The sequence below is a fragment of the Aminobacter sp. 01T433 genome, from assembly GCF_056398585.1.
In genome coordinates this window covers 272,283-294,899 of the sequence record NZ_JBFTPR010000007.1, presented here as the reverse complement: position 1 = coordinate 294,899, position 22,617 = coordinate 272,283, and the positions used below count along the sequence as shown (strand labels likewise).

Below are 22,617 nucleotides of genomic sequence, written 5' to 3'. Positions count from 1 at the left end.
TGCGGTCAGTGAGCACTGCCCTTGGGCGTCAGATCGTCAGCAGGCACGACCGTGCCGGCATCTGCGGGAGCCTTCGCGCCATCCCGGCCTTCGACAGGTTTAGGCGCGCCGCGAAGCACCATGGCAAGGATCGCCAGGAAGTATCCGACCTGCAGAATCACGGCGCAGATGACGATGCGCAGGAAGATCATGCTCCAGCTGGCAGCATCCAGATAAGACCACAGCGCAACGATCACGATCACAATCGCCAGACCGAGGATAAATTTGGGTAAGGTCATTGCAGTTGACCGCCTGCCGGGAGCAGCGGCGTCAGATTCGTCGTGAGTTTACTTGCCATGCCCCTAGCCCTCGCAAGCTTCCGCTAGCGCCCATTTCCCACATCTACCTTGGCACAGACGTATTGATGGCCGGTCAATCCGAGGAACGTCGTGCCATTATATTGGTCGGCCTGGAAGTCAGCAAGCCGAGCACGCTGTCGCAGCTTGCCGAGCAGGTGCAGGTACATGTTGCACTGCACGGAAATTCGAAACGGCGCGCAGCCCCATGCTTCCTGCAATAGAACTATCTCCGCGCATTGGCCAAATTCGGCCATGCATTTCAACAATCGGCGTCATCTGCCGCGAAACGCAAGGCGCGGTGCCAATAAATACTGAATTTACTTAGGCAAGACCAACGCGTATCGGCATATGCGCTTCTTCTGAAATACAGAACGCAATGACCTCGAAACTGTCACATTGTTTTTTTCTTGTGCAACCTACGGTCGCCAATCACCCAGGAATTGGCATCATTGTTTCAAACGCCAAGAAATCGTGTTTTGCAGTGCAGCATGCCCTGGCTATCTTTGCCCTGGGCGGGTCATTGACCAACTGGAGTAGCAGCATGAGGGATATTGCCAAGTCGACGAGCTTGGAATTTCCGCACGCGGCCATGGAATTTCCGCCGCTGGGTGGGGCAATCAAGCGCGGTTTCGACGTCGTTGGCGCCAGCGCCGGGCTCATCGTTCTCAGCCCATTGTTCCTGATGATCGCCTTGCTGGTCAAGGTTTCCGATGGCGGGTCTGTGTTCTATGGCCATCGCAGGATCGGCCGCGCCGGCCGGATTTTCCATTGCCTCAAGTTCCGAACCATGGTGCGGGACGGCGATGCGGTTCTTGCCGCGCATTTTCGCGACAACCCCGAAGCCAAGGCTGAATGGGAGGAAGCACGGAAACTCAAGGACGACCCACGCGTCACACGGGTTGGTGCCGTGCTGCGCAGGCTCAGCCTCGACGAGCTGCCGCAGATCGTCAACATCCTGCTGGGTGACATGAGCATCGTCGGTCCACGCCCCGTCGTGCGCGACGAACTCGAATATTACGGCAAGGCCGTAGTCTTCTACTTCAAGTCGCGGCCGGGCCTGACGGGCCTGTGGCAAGTCAGCGGACGCAACGACGTCTCCTATGACAGCCGGGTGGCGTTCGACCGACACTATGTCGAGAACTGGTCGCTCGTCGGAGACATCCGCATCATCCTCAAGACGGTTCCGGCCGTCTGCATGTCGCGCGGCAGCTACTGAGATTGCCGCAATTGAGGCTGCGCTTGAATGGGAGCGCAGCGTCTCCCCTCACCCGCAGACGCCCTTGGATTTCTGCGGCACAGGAACGGACGACAGATTTGAGATTGCACCTCGCACACCTTTCCCGCAGCCGCGCAAGCCTGCTGTTGAACGGTATCGTTTGTCTTACGCTGGCCTGCTCGGCGTCGGTGGCGTTCGCCGACGATTACCAGCTCGGCACCCAGGACAAGCTGACCATCCGCGTCGTCGAATGGCAGACGGTCGAAGGCGCATTCCGCGACTGGTCCTCGGTCAGCGGCGATTACACGATCGGGCCTTCTGGCAAGCTGTCGCTGCCCTTCGTCGGTGAAACGCCGGCATCGGGCAAAACCACAGCCGAGATAGCCGAGACGATCGGCAAGACGCTGCAGGAGAAATTCGGCCTTTCCGATCGACCCGAGGCATCGGTCGAGGTCGCGCAATACCGCCCGTTCTACATCTCGGGCGATATCAAGACGCCGGGGCAATATCCCTACGCTCCCGACCTCACCGTGCTGAAGGCAATCAGCATCGCCGGAGGCATGCGTCGCGGCACCGAGGGCGCGCGCACCGAGCGCGACCTGATCACCGCCGAAGGTAGCCATGCCGTCCTCTCCGACGAACAGCTCCGCCTGATGGTGACCCGCGCGCGCATCGAGGCCGAGCTTGCCGGCAAAACCGTGGTCGAAGCACCCGAGGACATCGCCTCCCTGCCTGCGGTGCCCGGAATGATCGCCGACGAGACCGCCATCATGGTGTCGCGCCAAAAGAAGATCACGCTCAGGCTGCAGGCGCTGGAAGACCTCAAGGGCCTGCTCGAACGCGAGATCCAATCGCTGGGCCAGAAATCCGAAACGCAGAAGCGCCAGGTCGAGCTTGCCCGGAAGGAACTCAGCGGCATCGACACGTTGGCGCAAAAAGGCCTGGTGGTGAACACGCGCCTGCTTTCAACCGAGCGCGCCATCGCCGAGATGGAGGGCAAGATCCTCGACCTCGACACGGCAATGCTTCGGGCCAAGCAGGACATCAGCAAGGCCGAGCAGGAAGCAATCGATCTCAAGAACGACAACGAGTCCGAACTTGCCGTCCAACGCCAGAAAGTGGTGGCTGAACTCAATGCCGTGACGCTCAAGCTTGGGATGCAAAAGGGCCTGATCTCGGAGGCGGGAGGCGTTGCGCCCTCAGCCGGAGGTGCCGAGCAGGCATTGTCCTATGTCCTGGTCCGCAAAGGCAACGGCAAGACCAAGGAAATCACGGCGGCCGAGGATACGCCGGTATTGCCCGGCGACGTCCTGAAGGTCGAGCGAGCAAGCGGCCCGCTCATCCAGTAACGGCGGCAGGCTGACAAAAAATGCGGATCAGAAAGGCACTGCTGGTCGATCCCGGCCAAAACACGCTCTACGGCGCCTTCGCGGTCGCTGTGTCGTTTTTCGTCTTCGCCTATTCGTTCCGCCTCGGCCAGGTTTCGATCCTGATGTACTACGCGGTCTGGCTGCCGCTGATCCTGGTCGACTATCGCTTCACGCTCGGGCGTCTCGCCCGCTCGCCGCAACTCCTGGCTTTCGCGTTGATCGCGTGCCTCTCCTATTTCTGGTCCGCCGCGCCTGATGCGACCAGCCGCGCTGCCCTGCAATATCTGTCGCATGTCGTTTGTGCTGTCATCGCTGCCCGCGTGATCGACGCCCGCACGCTGAGCATCGGCGCCATGGCCGGCATCGTCGTCGTGCTCACCTATTCCATCCTTGTCGGCAGCTCGGTGTACGATGCGCTCGATGGCACTTACAGTTTCGTCGGCGCCTTCGGCTCGAAAAACCAGCTTGGCTTCTACGCATCGCTGGGCGTGCTTCTCGGCTGCTACTTCGGGCTGTTCCTCACCCGCAGCCGCATCGCGCGTCTGCTTGCCCTCGGCGTCGTGCTCCTGTCGGCAGCACTTCTGGTTATGTCCCACTCGGCGACCTCGATGCTGGCGACACCCGCAACTGTTGTCTTGGTGATTGCGATTGCAGGTCTCGAAGCATTCTCTCCCACCCATCGCAAGATCTTCTTTCTCGCAGGCTCAGTGCTCGCTTTTGCGACAGTGCTCGCAGCCCTCAATGTCGGTGCCGTCGACATGGTGCTTGGCGCCTTCGGCAAGGACACGACTTTGACCGGACGCACCTATCTCTGGCAGCAAGGGCTGGACGCGGCATCCTACGCACCCTGGCTAGGCGTCGGCTACCAGGCCTATTGGGTGCAAGGCTTCTCCGAGGCCGAGCGCCTGTGGAACGAGTTCTACATCGCCTCGCGAACCGGCTTCCACTTCCACAACACCTATATCGAGGCGCTGGTGGAGCTTGGCTATGTCGGCGCCGTGGCCATCATCCTGCCGCTGCTTGCCGTGCTCAGGCTTTGCATATGGCGGCTTCTCAATGAAAGGGACTGGACCGAGCCGCTGTTGCAGACGGGCCTGCTCGCGCTGCTCGTCATCCGCTCCTTCTTCGAGGTCGACATCCTGCAGCCCTACGCGATCGGCTCGTTCCTGCTCTATTACTGCTGGGCTCGCGTCAAAGAGCCCGCACCTAGGCGCTTGGTTGCACAGACGCCCACACCGACAGAGTTTTATCGAGCCATTTGACGGTATTGCGCCACCAGGACCACCAGCCTGGCGCAGCTCAATCCTGATCTCTGAAGCAATCGGCCCGGGCGTCGAAGTGACATCCGGGCCGATCTAGCATTCTAAAAGAGGCGCTCGCGCGGAAAATCCCGCGCGAGCGGTGTCATGCCGACAAGCGGAATTTCGTCTCGTCGATCGCCGCTGCCATCAGGGTCTTGGTGTAAGTTTCACGCGGCTCCCCAAAGATTTCCTCGGTCGGCCCCTCCTCGACGATCTTTCCCTGCTTCATCACGATGATGTAGTCGGCCATCGCCCTGACCACCGCCAGATCGTGGCTGATGAACAGGTAGGAAAGGTCGTGATCGGCCTGGAGCTTGCGCAACAGCTCGACGATCTGCTTTTGCACCGAGCGGTCGAGCGCCGATGTCGGCTCGTCAAGCACGACGACCTTCGGCTTGAGGATCATCGCACGCGCGATCGCGATGCGCTGGCGCTGGCCGCCCGAGAATTCGTGCGGATAGCGGTTTCGCGTGTCAGGCGAGAGCCCGACCTCGAGCAGCGCTTCTACCGCCCGCTTGTCACGATCCTTGGACGACAGCGACGGCTCATGCACGAGCAGCCCTTCGGTGATGATCTGCCCCACCGTCATGCGTGGAGAGAGCGAACCGAACGGATCCTGGAAGACCAGCTGCAACTCCCGCCGCAGCGGGCGCATTTCGGCACGATCGGCTTTTGACAGATCCTTGTCGGCAAAGCGGATCATGCCCTCGCTTGGCAGCAGCTTAAGCAAGGCCCGGCCGAGCGTCGACTTGCCCGACCCTGACTCGCCGACGATGCCGATCGTCTGGCCTCGCTTCAGCGAAATCGATATGCGATCGACCGCCTTGAGCAGCATCGGCGGACCGGCAAGAAAGCCGCCGCCGATCTTGAACTCCACCTCGACATTGCGTCCTTCAAGCAGGATCGGCGCGGTGTCGGCGGGTGGCGCCTTGCGGCCGGTCGGTTCTGCGGCAAGCAGCATCTTGGTGTAGTCATGATGCGGATTGGCAAACAGCTCGTCTGCTTTGCCCTCTTCCACCACCTCGCCGTAGCGCATGACGTAGACCCGGTCGGCGAAGCGCCGGACGATGCCAAGGTCATGGGTGATGAAGACGATGGCCATGCCGAGCTTGCGCTGCAGTTCGGCCAGCAGCATCAGGATCTGCGCCTGGATCGTCACGTCGAGAGCGGTCGTCGGTTCGTCGGCGATCAGAATGTCCGGGTCGTTGGCAAGCGCCATGGCGATCATCACGCGCTGGCGCTGGCCGCCCGACATTTCGTGCGGATAAGACTTCAGGCGGCGCTCGGGGTCGGGAATCTTGACCAGTTCGAGCAGCCTGAGTGCTTCGGCGCGGGCCTCCGCACCGCTCAGCCCACGATGCCTGCGGATCGGCTCCATCAACTGGTTGCCGATCGTGTAGAGCGGATCGAGCGAAGTCATCGGCTCCTGGAAGATCATGCTGATCTTGCGGCCGCGGACCTTGTTGAGTTCCGACTTGCCGAGCGTCAGCAGGTTCTTGCCACGATAGTCGACGACGCCCGTGGCCTCGCCGTTGGAGGCAAGCAGGCTCATCGCCGCCATCATCGTCTGGCTCTTGCCGGAGCCGGATTCACCGACCACGGCAACAGTCTCGCCGGCATCGACGTGAATGTTGATGCCCTTTACCGCTTCGACGACGCCGTCGAGCGTGCGGAAGCGGACGCGCAGGTCCTTGACCGAAAGGATTGTTTCTCCAGCCATCTCACCTGTCCTTCGGATCGAGTGCGTCACGCAGTCCGTCGCCGATGAAATTCAGCGCAAACAGCGTCGAGACCAGGAAGAAGGCCGGGAACAAAAGCAGCCAGTTGGCGGTACCGATGTTCTTGGCTCCGACGGAAATGAGCACGCCCCAGCTGGTCATCGGTTCCTGCACGCCGAGCCCCAGGAACGACAGGAAGCTCTCCAGGATGATGACCTGCGGTACCAGCAACGTCATGTAGATGACCACTGGCCCGAGCAGGTTGGGGATGACGTGTCGCAGCACGATGCCGCGCGACCTGACGCCAAGCGCTTCAGCCGCCTGGACATACTCCTGCCTGCGGATCGACAATGCCTGGCCGCGCACGATGCGCGCCATATCGAGCCACAGCACCGCTCCCACAGCTAAAAACATCAGCACGAAGTTTCGCCCGAAGAAGACGACCAGCATGATGACGAAGAAGATGAAAGGCAGTGAATAGAGCACATCGACGATGCGCATCATCACCTCGTCGGTCTTGCCGCCCATGAAGCCTGCGGTGGCTCCATAGACGACCCCGATGACCACGGCGACGATACCGGCCAACAGGCCGATCGCCAGCGAGATCCGGCCCGCCATCAGCGTTCGCGATAGCAGGTCGCGGCCGGTGTTGTCGGTACCGAAGAGGAAGTACTGCTGCTTGATCGAGGCGCTCATTACAGCCGACAGCCCGTCAGCGGCCGTGCTCTCGAGCTTTGCATCGTCGAACGTGTCGGAACGGTCTAGGTAGCGGATGTTGCGCGCATCGAGCGGCTTTGCCGATGTGACCGTGATGAAGACACGTTCGCCTTCCTGGCGCCATTCCTTGACGTCGACGCGCATGCGCCTGACGGCATCGTTCATGGCGGTTTCGATCATCTCGGGCTTGGGGTAGGCCGAAATGCTTGGTGGGGTCCTGACGTAGTCGGGATAGATCGTCGTATATTGATGCGGCACGAAGAACGGGCCGACAATGCAAACGAGCGCCATGCCGATGAGGTAGAAAAGGCTCAGCATCGCAGCCTTGTTGGCCTTGAGGCGCGCCCAAGCGTCACCCCAGAGCGAGCGACCAACGACCGGTGCAGTGATGGCTGTATCAGTCATAGCGCACCCTCGGATCAAAGAAGGCGTAGAGGATGTCGACGATCAAATTGAAGGCGATCGTAAACAAGGCGATCACCACCACGGTGCCCATCACCAGCGTGTAGTCGCGGTTGAGCGCGGCATCGACGAAGTAGCGACCGACGCCTGGAATGGCGAAAATGGTCTCGACGATGATCGAACCAGTCAGAAGTGCCGCCGCCGCCGGGCCCGCATAGGAAACGATGGGCAGGACAGCGCCCCTGAGCGCATGCTTGACCACCACCGACCAGTCGGAAAGGCCGAGTGCGCGGGCCGTGCGAATGTGATTGGAACGCAGCGACTCGATCATCGATCCACGCATCAGGCGGGCCACAATCGCGATCTGCGGCAGTGACAGCGTCAGGATCGGACCGATCTTGTTGATCAATGCACCGTCTCCCCAGCCGCCGATGGGCAGCAGCTTCCAGGTTAGGCCAAACAGCAGCTGGATCACCGGGGCGATCACGAAGGTCGGGATCGTGCTGCCGGCCGTCGCCGTTGCAATGACCGCATAGTCGCCGAGCTTGTTCTGGTTGAGCGCTGCGGTGACACCGAGCACGGTGCCGACGGCAAGCGCCAGAACAAGAGCAGACAGGCCGAGCTGGATCGAGATCGGCAGGCCGTTGGCGAACAGCTCCGTAACGGTGAAATCGGGCAGGTTGTAGCTGGGGCCGAAATTGCCGTGCAGGAGGTTCTTGAGATAGTTGAAATACTGAAGCCAGATCGCGTCGTTGAGACCGAATTGAGCTTCAAGATTGGCCTTGATCTCGGGGCTGAGACCACGCTCCTGATTGAATGGGCCGCCAGGAGCGACGCGGATCAGGAAAAAGGCCATCGTGACGATGACAAACATCGTCGGTATGGCGGTCAAAAGCCGCCGGAATACATAGATAAACATAGCTACCACGCCTTCGCAGGTTAGCCGGGACCGCCGCCCCCATTCTCAGGAGGCGGCGGAAATGCCGGGACTAGTCCTTGCTGACGAAGCGCGAAGGATGAACGTCCATGACGTTCTCATCGAAGCCCTTGATCTTGGGCGAGACGAGGTTCTTGTAGCTATAATAGAGCAGCGGGATCTGGCCGACGTCGTCGATCAGGATGCGCTCTGCCTCTTCAAGGTCCTTCAGGCGGAGTTCCGGCTTGCCACCATCGGCGGCTGCCTTGTTCATCGCCTCTTCGAACTTCGGGCTGTTGTAGTTCGAATAGTTGTTGCCCGAAGCCTTGCGCGAGATGCCGAGGAAGCTTTCCGGATCCTTGTAGTCTGCGATCCAGCCGGCGCGGGCAACGTCGAAGTCACCCTTCTGTTCCAGGTGGCCGTAGTGCGTCTTGGTGTCGGTATTGAGAAGCGACACTTCAATGCCGAGCGGCTTGAGCTGTTCCTGGATGGCGACTGCCGTGTTCTTGTGGTTCTCCGACGTATTGTAGCGGATTTCCATCTTCAGCGGCTTGTCAGGACCATAGCCGAGCTTTTCGAGAACCTTCTTGGCTTCATCTTCACGGTCTATCTGCGACATCTCGGCGAACTTGGCGATCGACGACTTGTAGCCTTCGATGCCAGGAGGCACCATCGAATAGCCCGGCAGCATAGAATTCTGCCAGACCTTCTCGGCCAGGAAGTCGCGGTCGATCGCCATCGAAACCGCATTGCGCAGCTCGACATTGTCCCACGGCGCCTTGTCCGTCTTGATCGCGTAATAGTAGGTGCCGAGATAGGCGCCGATACGCAGCTGATCGCCGAACTTGGCTTTCAAATCAGCCATCTGTTCGGTTGGAATGTCGTCGTTGGAATCCAGTTCGCCGGCTTCGAAGCGCTTGATAGCGGTCGAGCGATCTTCGGTCGGGAAGTAGTTGACCGCGTCCAGCTTCACATTGGCGGCGTCATGGAACTTCGGGTTCTTGACGAGCTTGATGTGATCGTTCGGCACGAACTCAGCCAGCGTGAATGCGCCGTTGGAAACCAGGTTTCCCGGCTTGATCCAGTCGGCGCCGAGCTTGTCGATTGCTGCCTTGTTCACCGGATAGGTGGATTGGTGGGTCAGCATCTCAAGGAAATAAGGGGTGGGCGACTTGAGCGTCACTTCAAAAGTGTTCGCGTCGACAGCCTTGACGCCGAGTTCCTCGGGCTTGGCCTTGCCGGTGTTCACTTCTTCGGCGTTCTTCACGACGTAGAGCATCGAGGCATATTCTGCGGCCGTTGCCGGATCCTCGAGGCGGCGGAAGGAGTAGACGAAATCGTCAGCCGTAACCGGGCTGCCATCCGACCAGGTGCCGCCCTGACGCAGCTTGAAGGTGTAGACGGTGCCATCGTCGGAAACGGTCCAGCTCTCGGCAGCGCCTGGAATGATTTCGGCATTCTTGTCCTGCATCACCAGACCTTCGAACAGGTCGCGCAGGATGTGAGCTTCATAAACAGTCGAGGTCTTATGCGGATCCAGCGATTCCGGATCGGCCGAATTGCCGCGATTAAAGACGACCTCCGCAAAAGCCGGAGCGGACAGCGCTCCAGCAGACAGCGCAAGCGTCGTTGCGAACACTGTCGCTTTCAGCATGTTCTTCAGCATGTTTTCCTTCTCCCAAATAGGCGTGTTCCCCGTAAACACGGCCTCGCCTGGTTAGCGCCCGAATGCCGGATTTTTCCGGTTTCGTTGAGCGAGCCGGCAGCTCCCTACCGCCAGCGGTGGCTGAGACTAGACACGACTTTTTTTATTTTCAACACGACTCGTGCTCACCTAAAGTCAACTTGAGCGAGTTCAAACTAAGCTCCCGATAAAGTAATCGAGCGGGGCCAAGGTGATACGGTCTTTTTCGAGGTCGCGTAACGCTCCAGGAAACGCCGTTGGGCTCAGGCCGCCAAGCCCTTCCGGCACAGGCCAGGAAGCAGGTTTTTCGGCAAAATTGAAAACGCAGAGCAGCCGCTCATCCTCCGACTCCCTCACGAAAGCGAGCACGTCGCCCTTTGCCTCCAGCAGCGCAATCGAGCCATGGATGAGTACCGGAAGCGTCTTCCTGATCGCGAGCATGGCACGGTAGCGAGCCAGCACGGATTCCGCGTCTTGTTGTTGCCGATCGGCCGCGAGGGCACGATGTTCCGATGGAATTGGCAGCCACGGCTTGCCGTCCGTGAAGCCGCCCTGTTCTGCCTGGGCTTCCCACACCATCGGCGTGCGGCAGCCGTCGCGGCCCTTGTAGCCCGGCCAGAAGCGAATGCCGTAGGGATCGCGCAAGTCCTCAAAGGCCAACTCGGCTTCGCCAAAACCAAGCTCTTCGCCTTGATAGATACAGATCGAGCCGCGCAGGCATGCAAGCAGGGCAATCGAGAACTTCGCCACCGCCCCGGGGTCGCCGCCGGGCCTCGTCCAGCGCGTCACATGGCGGATCACATCGTGGTTGGAAAAGGCCCAGCAGACCCAGCCATCGGTCACCGCCGCCTCGAAATCGGCAATGCATGTGCCGACATGTTCGGCCGAGAATTTCGGGCCGAGCAGGTCGAATGTGTAGCACATATCGAGCTTGTCGCCGCCCGACGTGTAGGCTGCGACCGTCTGCAGCGAGCACGCACCATCGCCTACTTCGCCTACCGAAGCGCGCGCTCCATATTCATCGAGCAACGAGCGGAAGCGCTTGAGAAATTCAAGATTTTCCGGCTGCGTCTTGTCGAAGAGATGGTCCTGATATTCGTAAGGATTGGGGTCTTCGTTTTCGCCGGCAATACTCTTCGGCAAGGGCGGGTTGTCGCGCAGCCACTTGTCGTGGACGTAGAAATTGACCGTATCGAGCCGAAAACCGTCGACGCCGCGGTCGAGCCAGAAGCGTACCGTTTCCAGCAGCGCGTCCTGCACTTCGGGATTGTGGAAGTTGAGGTCGGGCTGCGAGGCGAGGAAGTTGTGCTGGTAATATTGCCGGCGTGTCGAATCCCACTCCCAGCCCGGCCCGCCGAAGATAGACATCCAGTTGTTGGGGGCGGTGCCGTCGGGTTTTGGCTGCGCCCAGACATACCAGTCGGCCTTGGGATTGTCGCGGCTGGCGCGGCTTTCCAGGAACCAGGGGTGCTTGTCGGAAGAATGTGACAGCACCTGGTCGATGATGATCTTGAGCCCGAGACGATGGGCTTCGGCGATCAGGCCATCGAAGTCGGCAAGCGTGCCGAACATCGGATCGACATCGCAATAATCCGAGACGTCGTAGCCCATATCGGCCATCGGCGACTTGAAGAAAGGCGACAGCCAGACGGCATCGACACCCAGCGAAGCGATGTACGACAGGCGTTGCGTTATCCCGGCAAGGTCACCACTGCCATCGCCAGTCGTGTCCTGAAACGAGCGCGGATAGACTTGGTAGATGACACAGCCGCGCCACCAGTCGGTTGCCGGCGTTGCTCCGTCTTTCGGCGTCATGACGACTCTCCTTGGCTGTTATTCGCGGGGGCGTTCGACCGCAAACAAGACGCTGCGCGCTGGCACGGCGAAGCGGTCATGCGCCGGCTCCGGCCCATCGATTGCCGGCTGCCATAGAAAACCGGTACGCGACGGCAAGTCGAAGCCCACGTCGCGTCGTGCGCCGTTGATCATCACCGCCAGCCGCCCGCCTGAAGCGTCGCCGTTTGCGACGAGCATCGTGAGGCGATGCCGGTCGGGCTCATGCCAGTTGGTATCAGACATCGGTCGGCCAGCTTCGGTCAGCCATTCGACATCTGATACCATCGAGCCATCGCGGGGTGTGCCCCTAAAAAACTCCAGTTCCGCCAAGGCCGGAACCTCGCGCCTGAGTTTGGACAGACTAGCGACGAAGCCTTCGAGGGCAGTATCGCGGTCGGCCCAGTCGAACCAGGTCAGCGCGTTGTCTTGCGCATAGGCGTTGTTGTTGCCGCGCTGGCTACGGCCGAATTCGTCGCCCGCCGTCAGCATGATCGTGCCACGCGAGGCAAACAGCGTAGCCAGCATGGCGCGTACATCGCGGTCGCGGTCGGCCACAATGTCTGGATCGCGGCTTTCGCCCTCGACACCGTTGTTCCAGGAAAAATTCTCATTGTGGCCGTCGTGGTTCTGCTCGCCATTGGCCTCGTTGTGCTTGCGCTCGTAGCGAACGATGTCGGCGACAGTCATGCCGTCATGAGCAGCCACGAAGTTGACGGTTCGCGTCCTCGCGCCACCGCCGAAAATGTCAGATGACCCAGCCAGCCGTGTCGCCAGCGCCCCAACCATTCCACGGTCTCCGCGCCAGAACCGTCTGACGTCGTCGCGGTAGCGGTCGTTCCATTCAAGGAATTCCTGCGGAAACCCGCCAAGCCGATAGCCATTGTGGCCGATGTCCCAGGGCTCGGCGATCAGGATGCGGTCGCCGATGATCGGATCGCTGCGCATCGCCTGAAGCAGCGGGGCATCGGCGGTGAATTCGCCACCGACCCGGCCCAATACCGGCGCCAGATCGAAGCGGAAACCATCGACGCCGGCATGGACGACGAAGTGCCTGAGACTATCGAGGACCAGCGCCTGTGCTGCCGGGTGATCGCAGGCGAGCGTGTTTCCGGTTCCGGTATCGTTGGCATAGCGGCCCGGATCGTCCACCGCTTCGCGATAATAGGCTGGATTGTCGAGGCCGCGCAGCGACAAGGTCGGGCCAAGTTCGTCGCTCTCCGCCGTGTGGTTGAAGACGAGATCGAGGATGACGCCAATGCCGGCGGCGTGGAGAGCCGCCGTGGTCTCGCGCAGGTCGTTGATCCCCTCAGGCGCCAGTCGCGGGTCAAGCGCCATGAAGGTAACGGGATTATAGCCCCATGCGTTGGTGAGACCGAGGCGGGACAGATGGCGCTCGTCCATCGTTGCCGTCACCGGCATGAGTTCGACCGCCGACACGCCGAGCTTCAAAAGATGCTCGACGACAACAGGCTCGGCGAGCGCACGGATCGTTCCGCGAAGTTTTTTCGGAACACCCGGATGGTCCATCGAAAAGGCTCGCACCGGAACCTCGTAGATCAGTCCACCTTGCCGGAAGACCGGCGGCGCTGGCGGCACGCTTCGAAGAGCGGTCGCCACCGCTTTCGGCATCAACTGGGCCGTGTCGCCGCCCTGCCCGCGCGAAGCAGCCAGGCGACTGTCATAGCGATAGGCACGGTCGATGCAGACAGCATATGGATCGACCAGCAGCTTGTCGGGATCGAACCAAAGGCCTTCGTCTGGCGCATATCGTCCATCGGCGCGAAAACCGTAGCGGCTTCCTTCTCCGAGCCCCGCAACCGACAGCGCGAAGACACCCTCGCCTTCGCGCTGCAATTCCAGCCGCTCGATCTCGGCCTTGCCCTGGGCATCGAAGACCGACACCCACATGCGTTCGGCAGAACTCGACCAGGCGGCGAAGCGGATGCCGCTATCGGCAACGGTCGCGCCGAACCGCGGCCGATATTCAGCCGCCCGGTCCATTGGCATCAGGTGATGACACTCGGCTTGTCGCGACCGGTGTGGCTGCGGATGCCGGCAATGTCCTCGGCCGCCTGGATCAGGTCGGCAAGCGCTGCCTGCGTGTCGAGGCCATGCCGTGCGGGATCGGCCTCGTAGCGCTCGATATAGACGCGCAACGTCGCACCCGACGTGCCTGTGCCCGACAGACGGAAGACGACCCGCGAGCCGCCCTCGAACAGCACGCGGATGCCCTGGTTCTTGCTCACCGATCCGTCGACCGGATCGTGGTAAGCGAAGTCGTCGGCGCTGGCGATCTTCATGCCGCGAACGCTGGTGCCCGGCAGCGAGCCAAGCTTCGCCCTCAGCTCATCGACCAGCGCGTTGGCGCGATCGGTCTCGACCTCTTCATAGTCATGGCGCGAATAGTAGTTCTGGCCATAGGTCGCCCAATGCTTGGCGACGATGTCCTTGGCGCTTTCGCCGCGCACGGCAAGGATGTTGAGCCACAGCAGCACCGCCCAGAGCCCGTCCTTCTCGCGGACGTGGTCTGAACCGGTGCCCGCACTTTCCTCGCCGCAGATCGTCGCCATGCCGGCGTCGAGCAGATTGCCGAAGAACTTCCAGCCGGTGGGCGTCTCATACATGCCGACGCCGAGCTTTTCCGCGACCCGGTCGGCGGCGCCACTTGTCGGCATCGAACGGGCAATGCCCTTGAGGCCCGACTTGTAGCCCGGCGCGAGATGCGCGTTTGCCGCCAGCATCGCCAGCGAGTCCGAAGGCGTGATGAAGATGCCGCGCCCGATGATCAGGTTGCGGTCGCCGTCACCATCGGAGGCCGCGCCAAAATCCGGCGCGTTCGGCCCCATCATCTCGTCATAGAGGTGCTTGGCGTGCACCAGATTGGGGTCGGGATGATGGCCGCCGAAGTCTTCGAGCGGCACGAAATTGCGCGCGGTTCCGTTGGCCGCGCCAAGCCGCTTTTCCAGGATTTCCTTGGCATAGGGACCGGTCACAGCATGCATGGCATCGAAGCGCATGCGGAAGCCCGACTTGAACAGGGCACGCAGCGCATCGAAATCGAACAGCGTTTCCATGAGCTCGGCGTAATCGGTCACCGGATCGACGATTTCGACCTTGATGCCGCCAACCTCGAAGGTACCCAGGCGGTCTATGTCGACCGGTGCGACATCGGCGATCTTGTAGCTCGAGATGACCTTGCTGTGGGCGTAGATCGCATCCGTCATCTTCTCCGGCGCCGGGCCGCCGTTTTCGGCATTGTATTTGATGCCGAAATCTTCGTGCGGGCCGCCGGGATTGTGGCTGGCCGACAAGATGATGCCGCCGAAGGCCTTGCGCTTGCGAATGAGGTGAGAGGCCGCCGGCGTCGACAGGATGCCGCCCTGCCCTACCACCACGCGGCCGAAACCGTTGGCCACCGCCATGGCGATGACCTTTTGGATCACCTCGCGATTGTAGAAGCGGCCGTCGCCGCCGACCACGAGCGTCTTGCCGGCAAAACCTTCAAGCGAATCAAACACCGACTGGATGAAGTTCTCGGCATAGTTCGGCTGCTGGAAGACGGGCACCTTCTTGCGCAGGCCCGAAGTGCCGGGCTTCTGGTCGTCATAGGGCGAGGTCGAGACTGTACGAATCATTCAGGCATCCCTTTTTGGGAGTAGCTTGCGGTAAAGTGCGGCATATTTCTGGGCGCTTCGATCCCAGGAAACATCCGATTTCATGCCCTGCCTTTGCAGCGAGGTCCAGCCGGCGGGATCGGCATAAAGTGCGTTGGCGCGAAGAATAGCATGGTGGAAAGCACCTGCATCTTCCGGCGTGAACTGGAAGCCGGTGGCGACCCCCGCCGCTACAGCCGCCTCGTTTGCATCGATGACGGTATCGGCAAGCCCGCCGGTGCGGGCGACGATGGGCACGCAGCCATAGCGCAGGCCGTAGAGCTGGGTCAGGCCGCAGGGCTCGAACCTTGACGGAATCAATATGCCGTCGGCGCCGCCTTGCAGCAGGTGCGACAGCCCCTCGTCATAGCCGATAACGACGCCGACCCGGCCGCGATGCCGCGCAGCAGCCGCCAACAGCGCGCCTTCCAGCCCGGCATCGCCAGAGCCCAGGATCGCCAGGCGCGCGCCGGAGGCGATAACCGGATCGATGATGGACGCAAGGATGTCGATGCCCTTCTGCCAGGTCAGGCGGCTGACCACGCAATAGATCGGGCCATCTTCGCGATCGAGCGTCATGCGCTCCTCGATCGCGTGCCTGTTGGCCTTGCGCCCCTTCAAGGTCTTTGCGGTATAAGTCGCGGCGAGATGTTTGTCGGTCTCGGGGTTCCAGATGTCATCGTCGATACCGTTGACGATGCCGTGCAATTCGCCGGCTCGCAGGTTGATCAGCCCGTCCAGGCCCATGCCGAAGGCCGGAGACCTGATCTCCTGGGCATAGGTCGGACTGACCGTGGTGACCGCCCAGGCCGCCTGAAGGCCAGCCTTGAGGAAACCGACGCCGCCATAATATTCAACGCCGTCCAGCGCCATCGCCTGCTGCGGCAGGCCCAGACCGTTGAAGATGCTCGCACCAAACTGGCCCTGGAACGCCAGGTTGTGCACCGTCATCACCGAGGGCACATTCGCCGCTTCGCCATAGCGCATATAGGCCAGCGTCATTGCCGACTGCCAGTCATGCGCATGCACGATATCGGGTTTGTAGTCCTTGATTGCACCCGCAGCGATGTCGGCGCCGACACGACCCAACGCCGCAAAGCGCCGCCAATTGTCCTGCCAGTCCGCACCTGTGGCGTCGCCATAGGGACCACCTGGCCGGTCAAAAAGATGCGGCGCGTCGAGCACCAGCATATCGAGGCCTGCGACTTCGGCGGCATGCAATGTTGCCTTGCCGCCTTGCAGCGCCGCGTATTGATGAACCGGCTTTTTCTTCTTCAGCGCTGCCATCACCACGGGATAGCCCGGCAGCAGGCTACGCGTCCGAACGCCGAGCCCGGCCAGCGCCACAGGCAGTGCCCCAGTCACATCGGCCAGCCCGCCGGTCTTGATTAGCGGAAAAATCTCAGGCGTGACCGAAAGCACCTGCACCAATTACAACTCCAACCTGTTGATCATGTCCTGGGTAATCAGGCAGATGCCCTTTTCCGAGACGCGGAAACGCTTGGCGTCGAGCACGGGATCCTCGCCGACGACCAGCCCCTCGGGGATGTGTACGCCGTGATCGATGACCACGCGATTAAGCCGGGCATAGCGTCCAACATGGCAAGCCGGCAGCATCACCACATCCTCCAGCGTCGCGTAGGAATTGATCCGCGCGCCGGTGAAAATCAGGCTGCGCCGCAGCGAAGCGCCTGAAACGATGCAATCGCCCGATACCAGCGAGGACACGGCGGAGCCGCGTCGTCCGTCCTCGTCGTGGACGAATTTTGCCGGCGGCGTGAGTTCCGAATAAGTCCAGATCGGCCAATCGCGATCATAGAGATCGAGTTCGGGCGTGACGTCGGTCAGGTCGATATTGGCCTCCCAATAGGCATCGACCGTTCCGACATCGCGCCAATAGGCCTCGCCTTCCGTGCTCGATCGCACGCAGGATTTGGCAAAGCGATGGGCCACCGCTTTGCCGTGCTGGACGATGTAGGGGATGATGTCCTTGCCGAAGTCGCGGCTCGATTCAGGCTCGGCGGCATCGCGGCGCAACTGGTCCATCAGGAACTTGGTCTTGAAGACATAGATGCCCATCGAAGCCAGCGCATAGTCGGGCTTGTCGGGAATGCCGGGCGGATCGGCCGGCTTTTCGATGAAGGAGATGATGTTGTCCTTCTTGTCGACATGCATCACGCCGAAACCTGACGCTTCCATGCGCGGCACTTCGAGGCAACCGACGGTGACGTCTGCGCCGGCATCCACATGCTGGCGCAGCATCAGTTCGTAATCCATCTTGTAGATGTGGTCGCCAGCGAGAATGACCATGTATTCGGGGCCGTAGGCCTCGATGATATCGATGTTCTGGTAGACCGCGTCGGCGGTGCCTTCATACCATTGCGTCTCTGAGACACGCTGGCTAGCTGGCAGGATATCGAAACTCTCATTGCGCTCGGGCCGCAGGAAGTTCCAGCCGCGCTGCAAATGCCGGATCAGCGAATGCGCCTTGTATTGTGTCGCGACGCCCAAGCGGCGGATGCCCGAATTTAGCGCATTGGACAGCGCAAAATCGATGATGCGCGTCTTACCGCCGAAATAGACGGCGGGCTTGGCCCGCCGGTCGGTCAGTTCCTTGAGCCGGCTACCGCGCCCGCCCGCCAGCACATAGGCCATGGCATCGCGCGCCAGCGGTTGGTTTCTCTTGATTTCCACGGCACCCTCCCTGCTCAGTCCGCCACAAATTCAAGCATGATCGTCGCCAGCGGCGGCAGAAGCAGCGTCGCGGCTGCCCCTCCTCCATCCGTCGTCCGTGCGGTGACCTTGCCGCTGTTTCCCTTGCCCGACCCGCCATAATCCAGCGCGTCGGAGTTGAAGATTTCCCGCCAGGTGCCGACCTGCGGCAACGGCACGCGATAATTTTCGCGCATGATCGGTGTGAAGCTAGAGATGACAGCGATCGGTGCTGCGCCCGGCGCCTTGCGCAGCCAGGCAAAAACCGAGTTCGCCGCGTCATCGACGATCAGCCACTCAAAACCCTCGGCTTCGCAGTCGCGCGCATGAAGTGCTGGCCGCGAGCGGTAGAGAAAGTTGAGATCGCGCACCAGCGCCTGGACACCGCGATGCGGCGCATAGTCGAGCAGGTTCCAGTCGAGCGCCTTCGCTTCGCTCCATTCGGCACGCTGGGCAAACTCCTGGCCCATGAACAGAAGCTTCTTGCCGGGGTAACCCCACATGAATGCGTAATAGGCGCGCAGCGTGGCAAACTTCTGCCAGTCGTCGCCGGCCATCTTGCTGAGCAGCGTGCCTTTGCCGTGCACGACCTCGTCATGGGACAGCGGCAGGACGAAATTCTCGCTGAAGGCATAAAGCAGCCCGAAGGTGATTTCGTTGTGGTGGTGCTTGCGGTGGATCGGCTCCTTGGACAGGTACTCCAGCGTGTCGTGCATGAAGCCCATGTTCCACTTGAAGCCGAAGCCGAGCCCGCCCTCATGCACCGGCTGCGACACCTTCGGCCATGACGTCGATTCCTCGGCGATCGTCATCACGCCGGGATGCGTGCCATAGACGGCGGCATTCATCTTCTGCAGGAAACGCACCGATTCCAGGTTCTCGCGGCCGCCGAACTCGTTGGGGATCCACTCGCCTTCCTTGCGCGAGTAGTCGAGGTAAAGCATCGACGCCACCGCATCCACGCGCAGGCCGTCGACATGGTATTTCTCGGCCCAGAACAGGGCGTTGTTGACGAGAAACGAAACCACCTCGCGCCGGCCGAAATTGTAGATCGCGGTGTTCCAGTCGGGATGAAAGCCCTGGCGCGGGTCGGCATGTTCGTAAAGTGCTGTTCCATCGAAATGGGCGAGCCCGTGCTCGTCGACCGGAAAATGCGCGGGCACCCAATCGAGGAGAACGCTAATACCGGCCTGATGGGCGCCGTCGACAAAGCGGGCAAAACCATCGGGATCGCCGAAGCGGGCCGAAGGCGCATAGAGCCCCGTTGTCTGGTAGCCCCATGACGGGTCGTAAGGATGCTCGGAGATCGGCAGGAACTCGATATGGGTGAACCCGGTCTTGGCGACATAGGGGATCAGCCTGTCGGCCATCTCGTCCCATGACAGGAAAGAGCCGTCGTCGCGGCGCTGCCACGAGCCCGCATGAACCTCATAGATGCTGATCGGTTGGCGCCGATGGTCGGCCGCCCTCCAATAAGCGCGATGCGCGTCGTCGGCCCATTCATGGGCCTGAGGCCTGTCGGTGACCGATGCGGTTGCCGGCCGAAGCTCGGAGCGGATGGCGTAAGGATCGGCCTTAAGCGGCAGCCTGACACCACGGGCACCGATCAACTCGAACTTGTAGGGCCGGCCGGGTCCGATATCGGGAATGAAGATTTCCCAGATGCCGGTGTCCTGGCGCAACCGCATCGAATGACGACGGCCGTCCCAATCGTTGAAATCGCCAACGACTGAGACGCGATGGGCATTGGGCGCCCACACCGCAAAATGAACGCCATCGACACCTTCATGCGAAATCAGATGCGCCCCAAGCTTGTCGAACAGCCGGAGATGCGAACCCTCTGATATGAAGTAGTCGTCCATCGGTCCAAGCACCGGGCCGAAACTGTAGGGATCGGTGAGCCACCAGTCGCCGCCGACATTGCGGGCATGGTAGCGCAGCGGTTGGCGCTTGCGGATTGTCAGCTTGCCTTCGAAGAAACCAACGTCGTTGCGGCGTGCAAGTTCGCCGCAGGCTTTGCCATCCAGCGTGTGGGCCGTGACCGATTCGGCATTGGGTACAAAACAGCGTGCGAGGAAGCCCTTGCCCGATTGCTGAAGCCCCAGAACCGCGAATGGATCGCCATGGGTTCCGTTGACGATCGCCTCGACATCGCTGTCCGCCGCCTTTTCAAGCTCCGGTTTGGTTTCGGCGGCAGCGCCGGGCTTCAGCATGTTGCGGTGTCCCCTCCCAGGGTTCTTCGTGAGGTCAGTTCATGCAATCACATCAGGCCGGTACGTTCCAGATTTCTTTGGCATATTGTCGAATGGTTCGGTCGGAAGAAAACCAGCCGACACGCGCGACATTGCGGATTGCGCGCGCATACCAGTCCGGGCTGTCGCGCCAGACCGCATCAACCTGCCGCTGGGCGGCCGCGTAAGAATCGAAGTCGGCCGCGACCATGAACCAGTCATGCTGGTAAAGCCCGTCCATCAGCTCGCGGTAACGAGTGGGATCATCGGGTGAAAACACGCCTGACGAGATTGCCGCCACCGCCTGCTTCAGTTCTGGCGAACCGTCGATCACCACGCCCGGCTGATATCCACCGCTGCGCCGCTGCTCTACCTCTCCAGCAGTCAGGCCGAAGATGAAGATGTTGTCGTCGCCGACATGTTCCTTGATCTCGACATTGGCGCCGTCGAGCGTGCCGATGGTGAGCGCGCCGTTGAGCGCGAACTTCATGTTGCCGGTTCCCGACGCCTCCATGCCGGCGGTCGAAATCTGCTCCGACAGGTCTGCTGCCGGCATCAGGATTTCGGCGGCGCTGACATTGTAGTTCGGCACGAAGACGACCTTGAGTAGTCCGCGCACCGACGGGTCGCGATTGATCACCTTGGCGACGTCATTGGCCAGTTTGATGATCAGCTTGGCGTTATGGTAGCTCGGCGCCGCCTTGCCACCGAAGAATTTTACGCGCGGCATCCATTCGCGCTCGGGGTGTGAGCGGATCTGGTCGTAGAGCGCCACCGCCTCGATGATGTTCAAGAGCTGGCGCTTGTATTCGTGGATGCGCTTGATCTGGATATCGAACAGCGCCGACGGATCGACCTTTATGCCCAGTCGCTCGGCGACGAGATTGGCAAGGCGTTCCTTGTTGGCGCGTTTGACAGCGGCAAACTTCTCCCGGAACGCCGCATCGCCAGCGAACGCGTCGAGTTCCCGTATCGCCTCGATATCGTCGAGGAAGCCGTCGCCGATAGCCTCCCGCGCAAGGCCGGTCAGGCCAGGATTGCACTGGATCAGCCAGCGGCGCGGCGTGATGCCGTTGGTCTTGTTGTTGATGCGATCGGGATAGAGGCTGTGAAGGTCGGCGAACACCGTCTCCTTCATCAGTTCGGTGTGCAGGGCCGAGACACCATTGACGCTGTGCGAGCCGACAAAGGCAAGATTGCCCATGCGCACGCGCCGCTCGCCATTTTCTTGGATCAGCGAGATCCGGGTGATCTGTTCGCCGGTGAAGCGGCCGGTCGCCCGCGCCTCGAGCAGCACCTCGGCGTTGATCGCGTAGACGATCTGCATGTGGCGCGGCAACAGCCGCTCAAACAGCGGCACCGGCCAGCTTTCCAGTGCCTCCGGCAGCAGCGTGTGGTTGGTGTAGGCGAAGGTACTCTTGGCGATGCCCCAGGCCGTATCGAAATCGAGCCCGTGCACGTCCATCAGCAAACGCATGAGTTCGGGCACAGCCACAGCCGGGTGCGTGTCGTTGAGATGGATCGCCGCCTTGTCGGGCAAGGAATTCAGGTCGCCATATTGGCTCAGGTGCCGCTGAAGGATGTCCTGTAGCGAGGCGGTGGAGAAGAAATATTCCTGGCGCAGCCGAAGCTCCTGCCCCGACGGGGTGGCGTCCGCCGGATAGAGCACGCGCGACAGCGCATCGGCCTTGTTGCTTTCAGCGAGCGCACCGATGTGGTCGCCCGCATTGAACTTGTCGAGCAGGATCGGGTCGAGCGGCATGCCGGACCATAGGCGCAACGTGTTGACGCGCGCCCCACGCCAGCCGACCACGGGCGTGTCGTAGGCAACGGCCAGCACGCGATCGGTAGGCTTCCAGATGTGACGTTCGAGCCGCCCGTCCTTGGCGGTGATCGATTCGACCGATCCGCCGAAGCCGACCTCGAAGGCGCGCTCGCGGCGCTCGAATTCCCACGGATTGCCATGTTCGAGCCAGGTCTCGGGCAATTCGACCTGCCAGCCGTCATGGATTTCCTGGCGGAACATGCCGTTGGCGTAGCGAATTCCGTAGCCATGGGCGGGAATGTCGACAGTCGCCATGCTTTCCATGAAGCATGCCGCAAGTCGGCCAAGACCGCCATTGCCAAGCGCCGCGTCGGGTTCCAGCTTGGCGATGACGTCGAATTCGACACCCAGTGAGGCGAGCGCCTCGCGCATCGCTTCCATCAGGCCGAGATTGGAAAATGCGTCGCGCATCAGGCGGCCGATCAGGAATTCCAAGGAAAGGTAATAGACGCGCTTGGCGCTCTGGTCGTAGGCCTCCTTGGTCGAGGAAATCCATTCATCGACGATACGGTCGCGCACGACCTTGATCGACGCTGTCAGCCAATCATATTCGGTGGCAACGGTGGCGTCCTTGCCAAGCCGGTATTTCAGCGCGCTCAGGATTTCGGCAGCAAGTGCCTCAGGACTGGTATCGCCAAGCTGCGGCTGGGGAATTTTCGGGGTCACTGCGCGGGTCATGTCGCCTCTCGCATCCTGTT

16 protein-coding genes are annotated in these 22,617 nt (G+C 61.2%); 3 read left to right on the top strand and 13 right to left on the bottom strand.

Annotated elements, in window-relative coordinates; genetic code table 11:
• Positions 1-5: 5 nt before the first annotated feature.
• Both AC1DLV_RS14980 and AC1DLV_RS14975 read right to left on the bottom strand, forming a co-directional pair.
• The gene (locus AC1DLV_RS14980; protein ID WP_476800709.1) at positions 6-278 is read right to left on the bottom strand and encodes an exopolysaccharide production repressor protein; all 273 of its coding nucleotides are present in this window, start codon (positions 276-278) and stop codon (positions 6-8) included.
• Positions 279-361: 83 nt separating this feature from the next.
• A complete protein-coding gene (locus AC1DLV_RS14975) occupies positions 362-556 on the bottom strand; it encodes a hypothetical protein (RefSeq protein ID WP_476800708.1) in 195 nt (64 codons plus the stop codon).
• Positions 557-879: 323 nt separating this feature from the next.
• Here AC1DLV_RS14975 and AC1DLV_RS14970 point away from each other — a divergent pair, with 323 nt between their 5' ends.
• From AC1DLV_RS14970 to AC1DLV_RS14960, 3 genes are all read left to right on the top strand, one after another.
• Positions 880-1,554: a sugar transferase gene (locus tag AC1DLV_RS14970; protein WP_476800707.1), complete on the top strand. Its 675-nt coding sequence runs from the start codon at positions 880-882 to the stop codon at positions 1,552-1,554.
• Between the two features lie 146 nt (positions 1,555-1,700).
• Positions 1,701-2,903 carry a polysaccharide biosynthesis/export family protein gene (locus tag AC1DLV_RS14965; RefSeq protein WP_476800706.1) on the top strand — a complete coding sequence of 401 codons (1,203 nt, stop codon included), beginning with the start codon at positions 1,701-1,703 and terminating at the stop codon, positions 2,901-2,903.
• A gap of 20 nt (positions 2,904-2,923) precedes the next feature.
• Positions 2,924-4,186, top strand: a complete 1,263-nt coding sequence (locus AC1DLV_RS14960) for an O-antigen ligase family protein (RefSeq protein ID WP_476836178.1) — start codon at positions 2,924-2,926, stop codon at positions 4,184-4,186.
• 142 nt (positions 4,187-4,328) lie between these two features.
• Here AC1DLV_RS14960 and AC1DLV_RS14955 read toward each other — a convergent pair whose 3' ends face one another.
• The 11 genes from AC1DLV_RS14955 to AC1DLV_RS14905 all read right to left on the bottom strand — a co-directional run bounded on the left by AC1DLV_RS14955 (position 4,329) and on the right by AC1DLV_RS14905 (position 22,597).
• A complete protein-coding gene (locus tag AC1DLV_RS14955) occupies positions 4,329-5,945 on the bottom strand; it encodes an ABC transporter ATP-binding protein (protein ID WP_476800704.1) in 1,617 nt (538 codons plus the stop codon).
• Position 5,946: 1 nt separating this feature from the next.
• A complete protein-coding gene (locus AC1DLV_RS14950) occupies positions 5,947-7,065 on the bottom strand; it encodes an ABC transporter permease (protein WP_476800703.1) in 1,119 nt (372 codons plus the stop codon).
• Positions 7,058-7,981 (bottom strand): ABC transporter permease subunit, encoded by a 924-nt coding sequence (locus AC1DLV_RS14945; protein ID WP_476800702.1) that lies wholly within the window; start codon positions 7,979-7,981, stop codon positions 7,058-7,060. Before AC1DLV_RS14945 ends, AC1DLV_RS14950 begins: the two co-directional genes overlap by 8 nt.
• 70 nt (positions 7,982-8,051) lie before the next feature.
• Positions 8,052-9,644 carry a peptide ABC transporter substrate-binding protein gene (locus tag AC1DLV_RS14940; protein WP_476800701.1) on the bottom strand — a complete coding sequence of 531 codons (1,593 nt, stop codon included), beginning with the start codon at positions 9,642-9,644 and terminating at the stop codon, positions 8,052-8,054.
• Positions 9,645-9,833: 189 nt separating this feature from the next.
• Positions 9,834-11,477, bottom strand: coding sequence for a beta-galactosidase BglA (gene bglA / locus AC1DLV_RS14935; protein ID WP_476800700.1), 1,644 nt, complete (start codon positions 11,475-11,477; stop codon positions 9,834-9,836).
• An 18-nt stretch (positions 11,478-11,495) separates the two neighbouring features.
• Positions 11,496-13,505 carry a glycogen debranching protein GlgX gene (gene glgX / locus AC1DLV_RS14930; protein ID WP_476800699.1) on the bottom strand — a complete coding sequence of 670 codons (2,010 nt, stop codon included), beginning with the start codon at positions 13,503-13,505 and terminating at the stop codon, positions 11,496-11,498.
• Positions 13,505-15,133, bottom strand: a complete 1,629-nt coding sequence (locus tag AC1DLV_RS14925) for an alpha-D-glucose phosphate-specific phosphoglucomutase (RefSeq protein ID WP_476800698.1) — start codon at positions 15,131-15,133, stop codon at positions 13,505-13,507. The genes glgX and AC1DLV_RS14925 overlap by 1 nt, the downstream gene beginning before the upstream one ends.
• On the bottom strand, positions 15,134-16,579 hold the full coding sequence (gene glgA / locus AC1DLV_RS14920; protein ID WP_476800697.1) for a glycogen synthase GlgA: 1,446 nt from the start codon (positions 16,577-16,579) through the stop codon (positions 15,134-15,136).
• Positions 16,580-16,582: 3 nt separating this feature from the next.
• Positions 16,583-17,845 (bottom strand): glucose-1-phosphate adenylyltransferase, encoded by a 1,263-nt coding sequence (glgC, locus tag AC1DLV_RS14915; RefSeq protein ID WP_476800696.1) that lies wholly within the window; start codon positions 17,843-17,845, stop codon positions 16,583-16,585.
• A 14-nt stretch (positions 17,846-17,859) separates the two neighbouring features.
• On the bottom strand, positions 17,860-20,076 hold the full coding sequence (gene glgB, locus AC1DLV_RS14910) for a 1,4-alpha-glucan branching protein GlgB (RefSeq protein WP_476800695.1): 2,217 nt from the start codon (positions 20,074-20,076) through the stop codon (positions 17,860-17,862).
• A gap of 52 nt (positions 20,077-20,128) precedes the next feature.
• Positions 20,129-22,597, bottom strand: coding sequence for a glycogen/starch/alpha-glucan phosphorylase (locus tag AC1DLV_RS14905; RefSeq protein ID WP_476800694.1), 2,469 nt, complete (start codon positions 22,595-22,597; stop codon positions 20,129-20,131).
• Positions 22,598-22,617 lie beyond the last annotated feature (20 nt).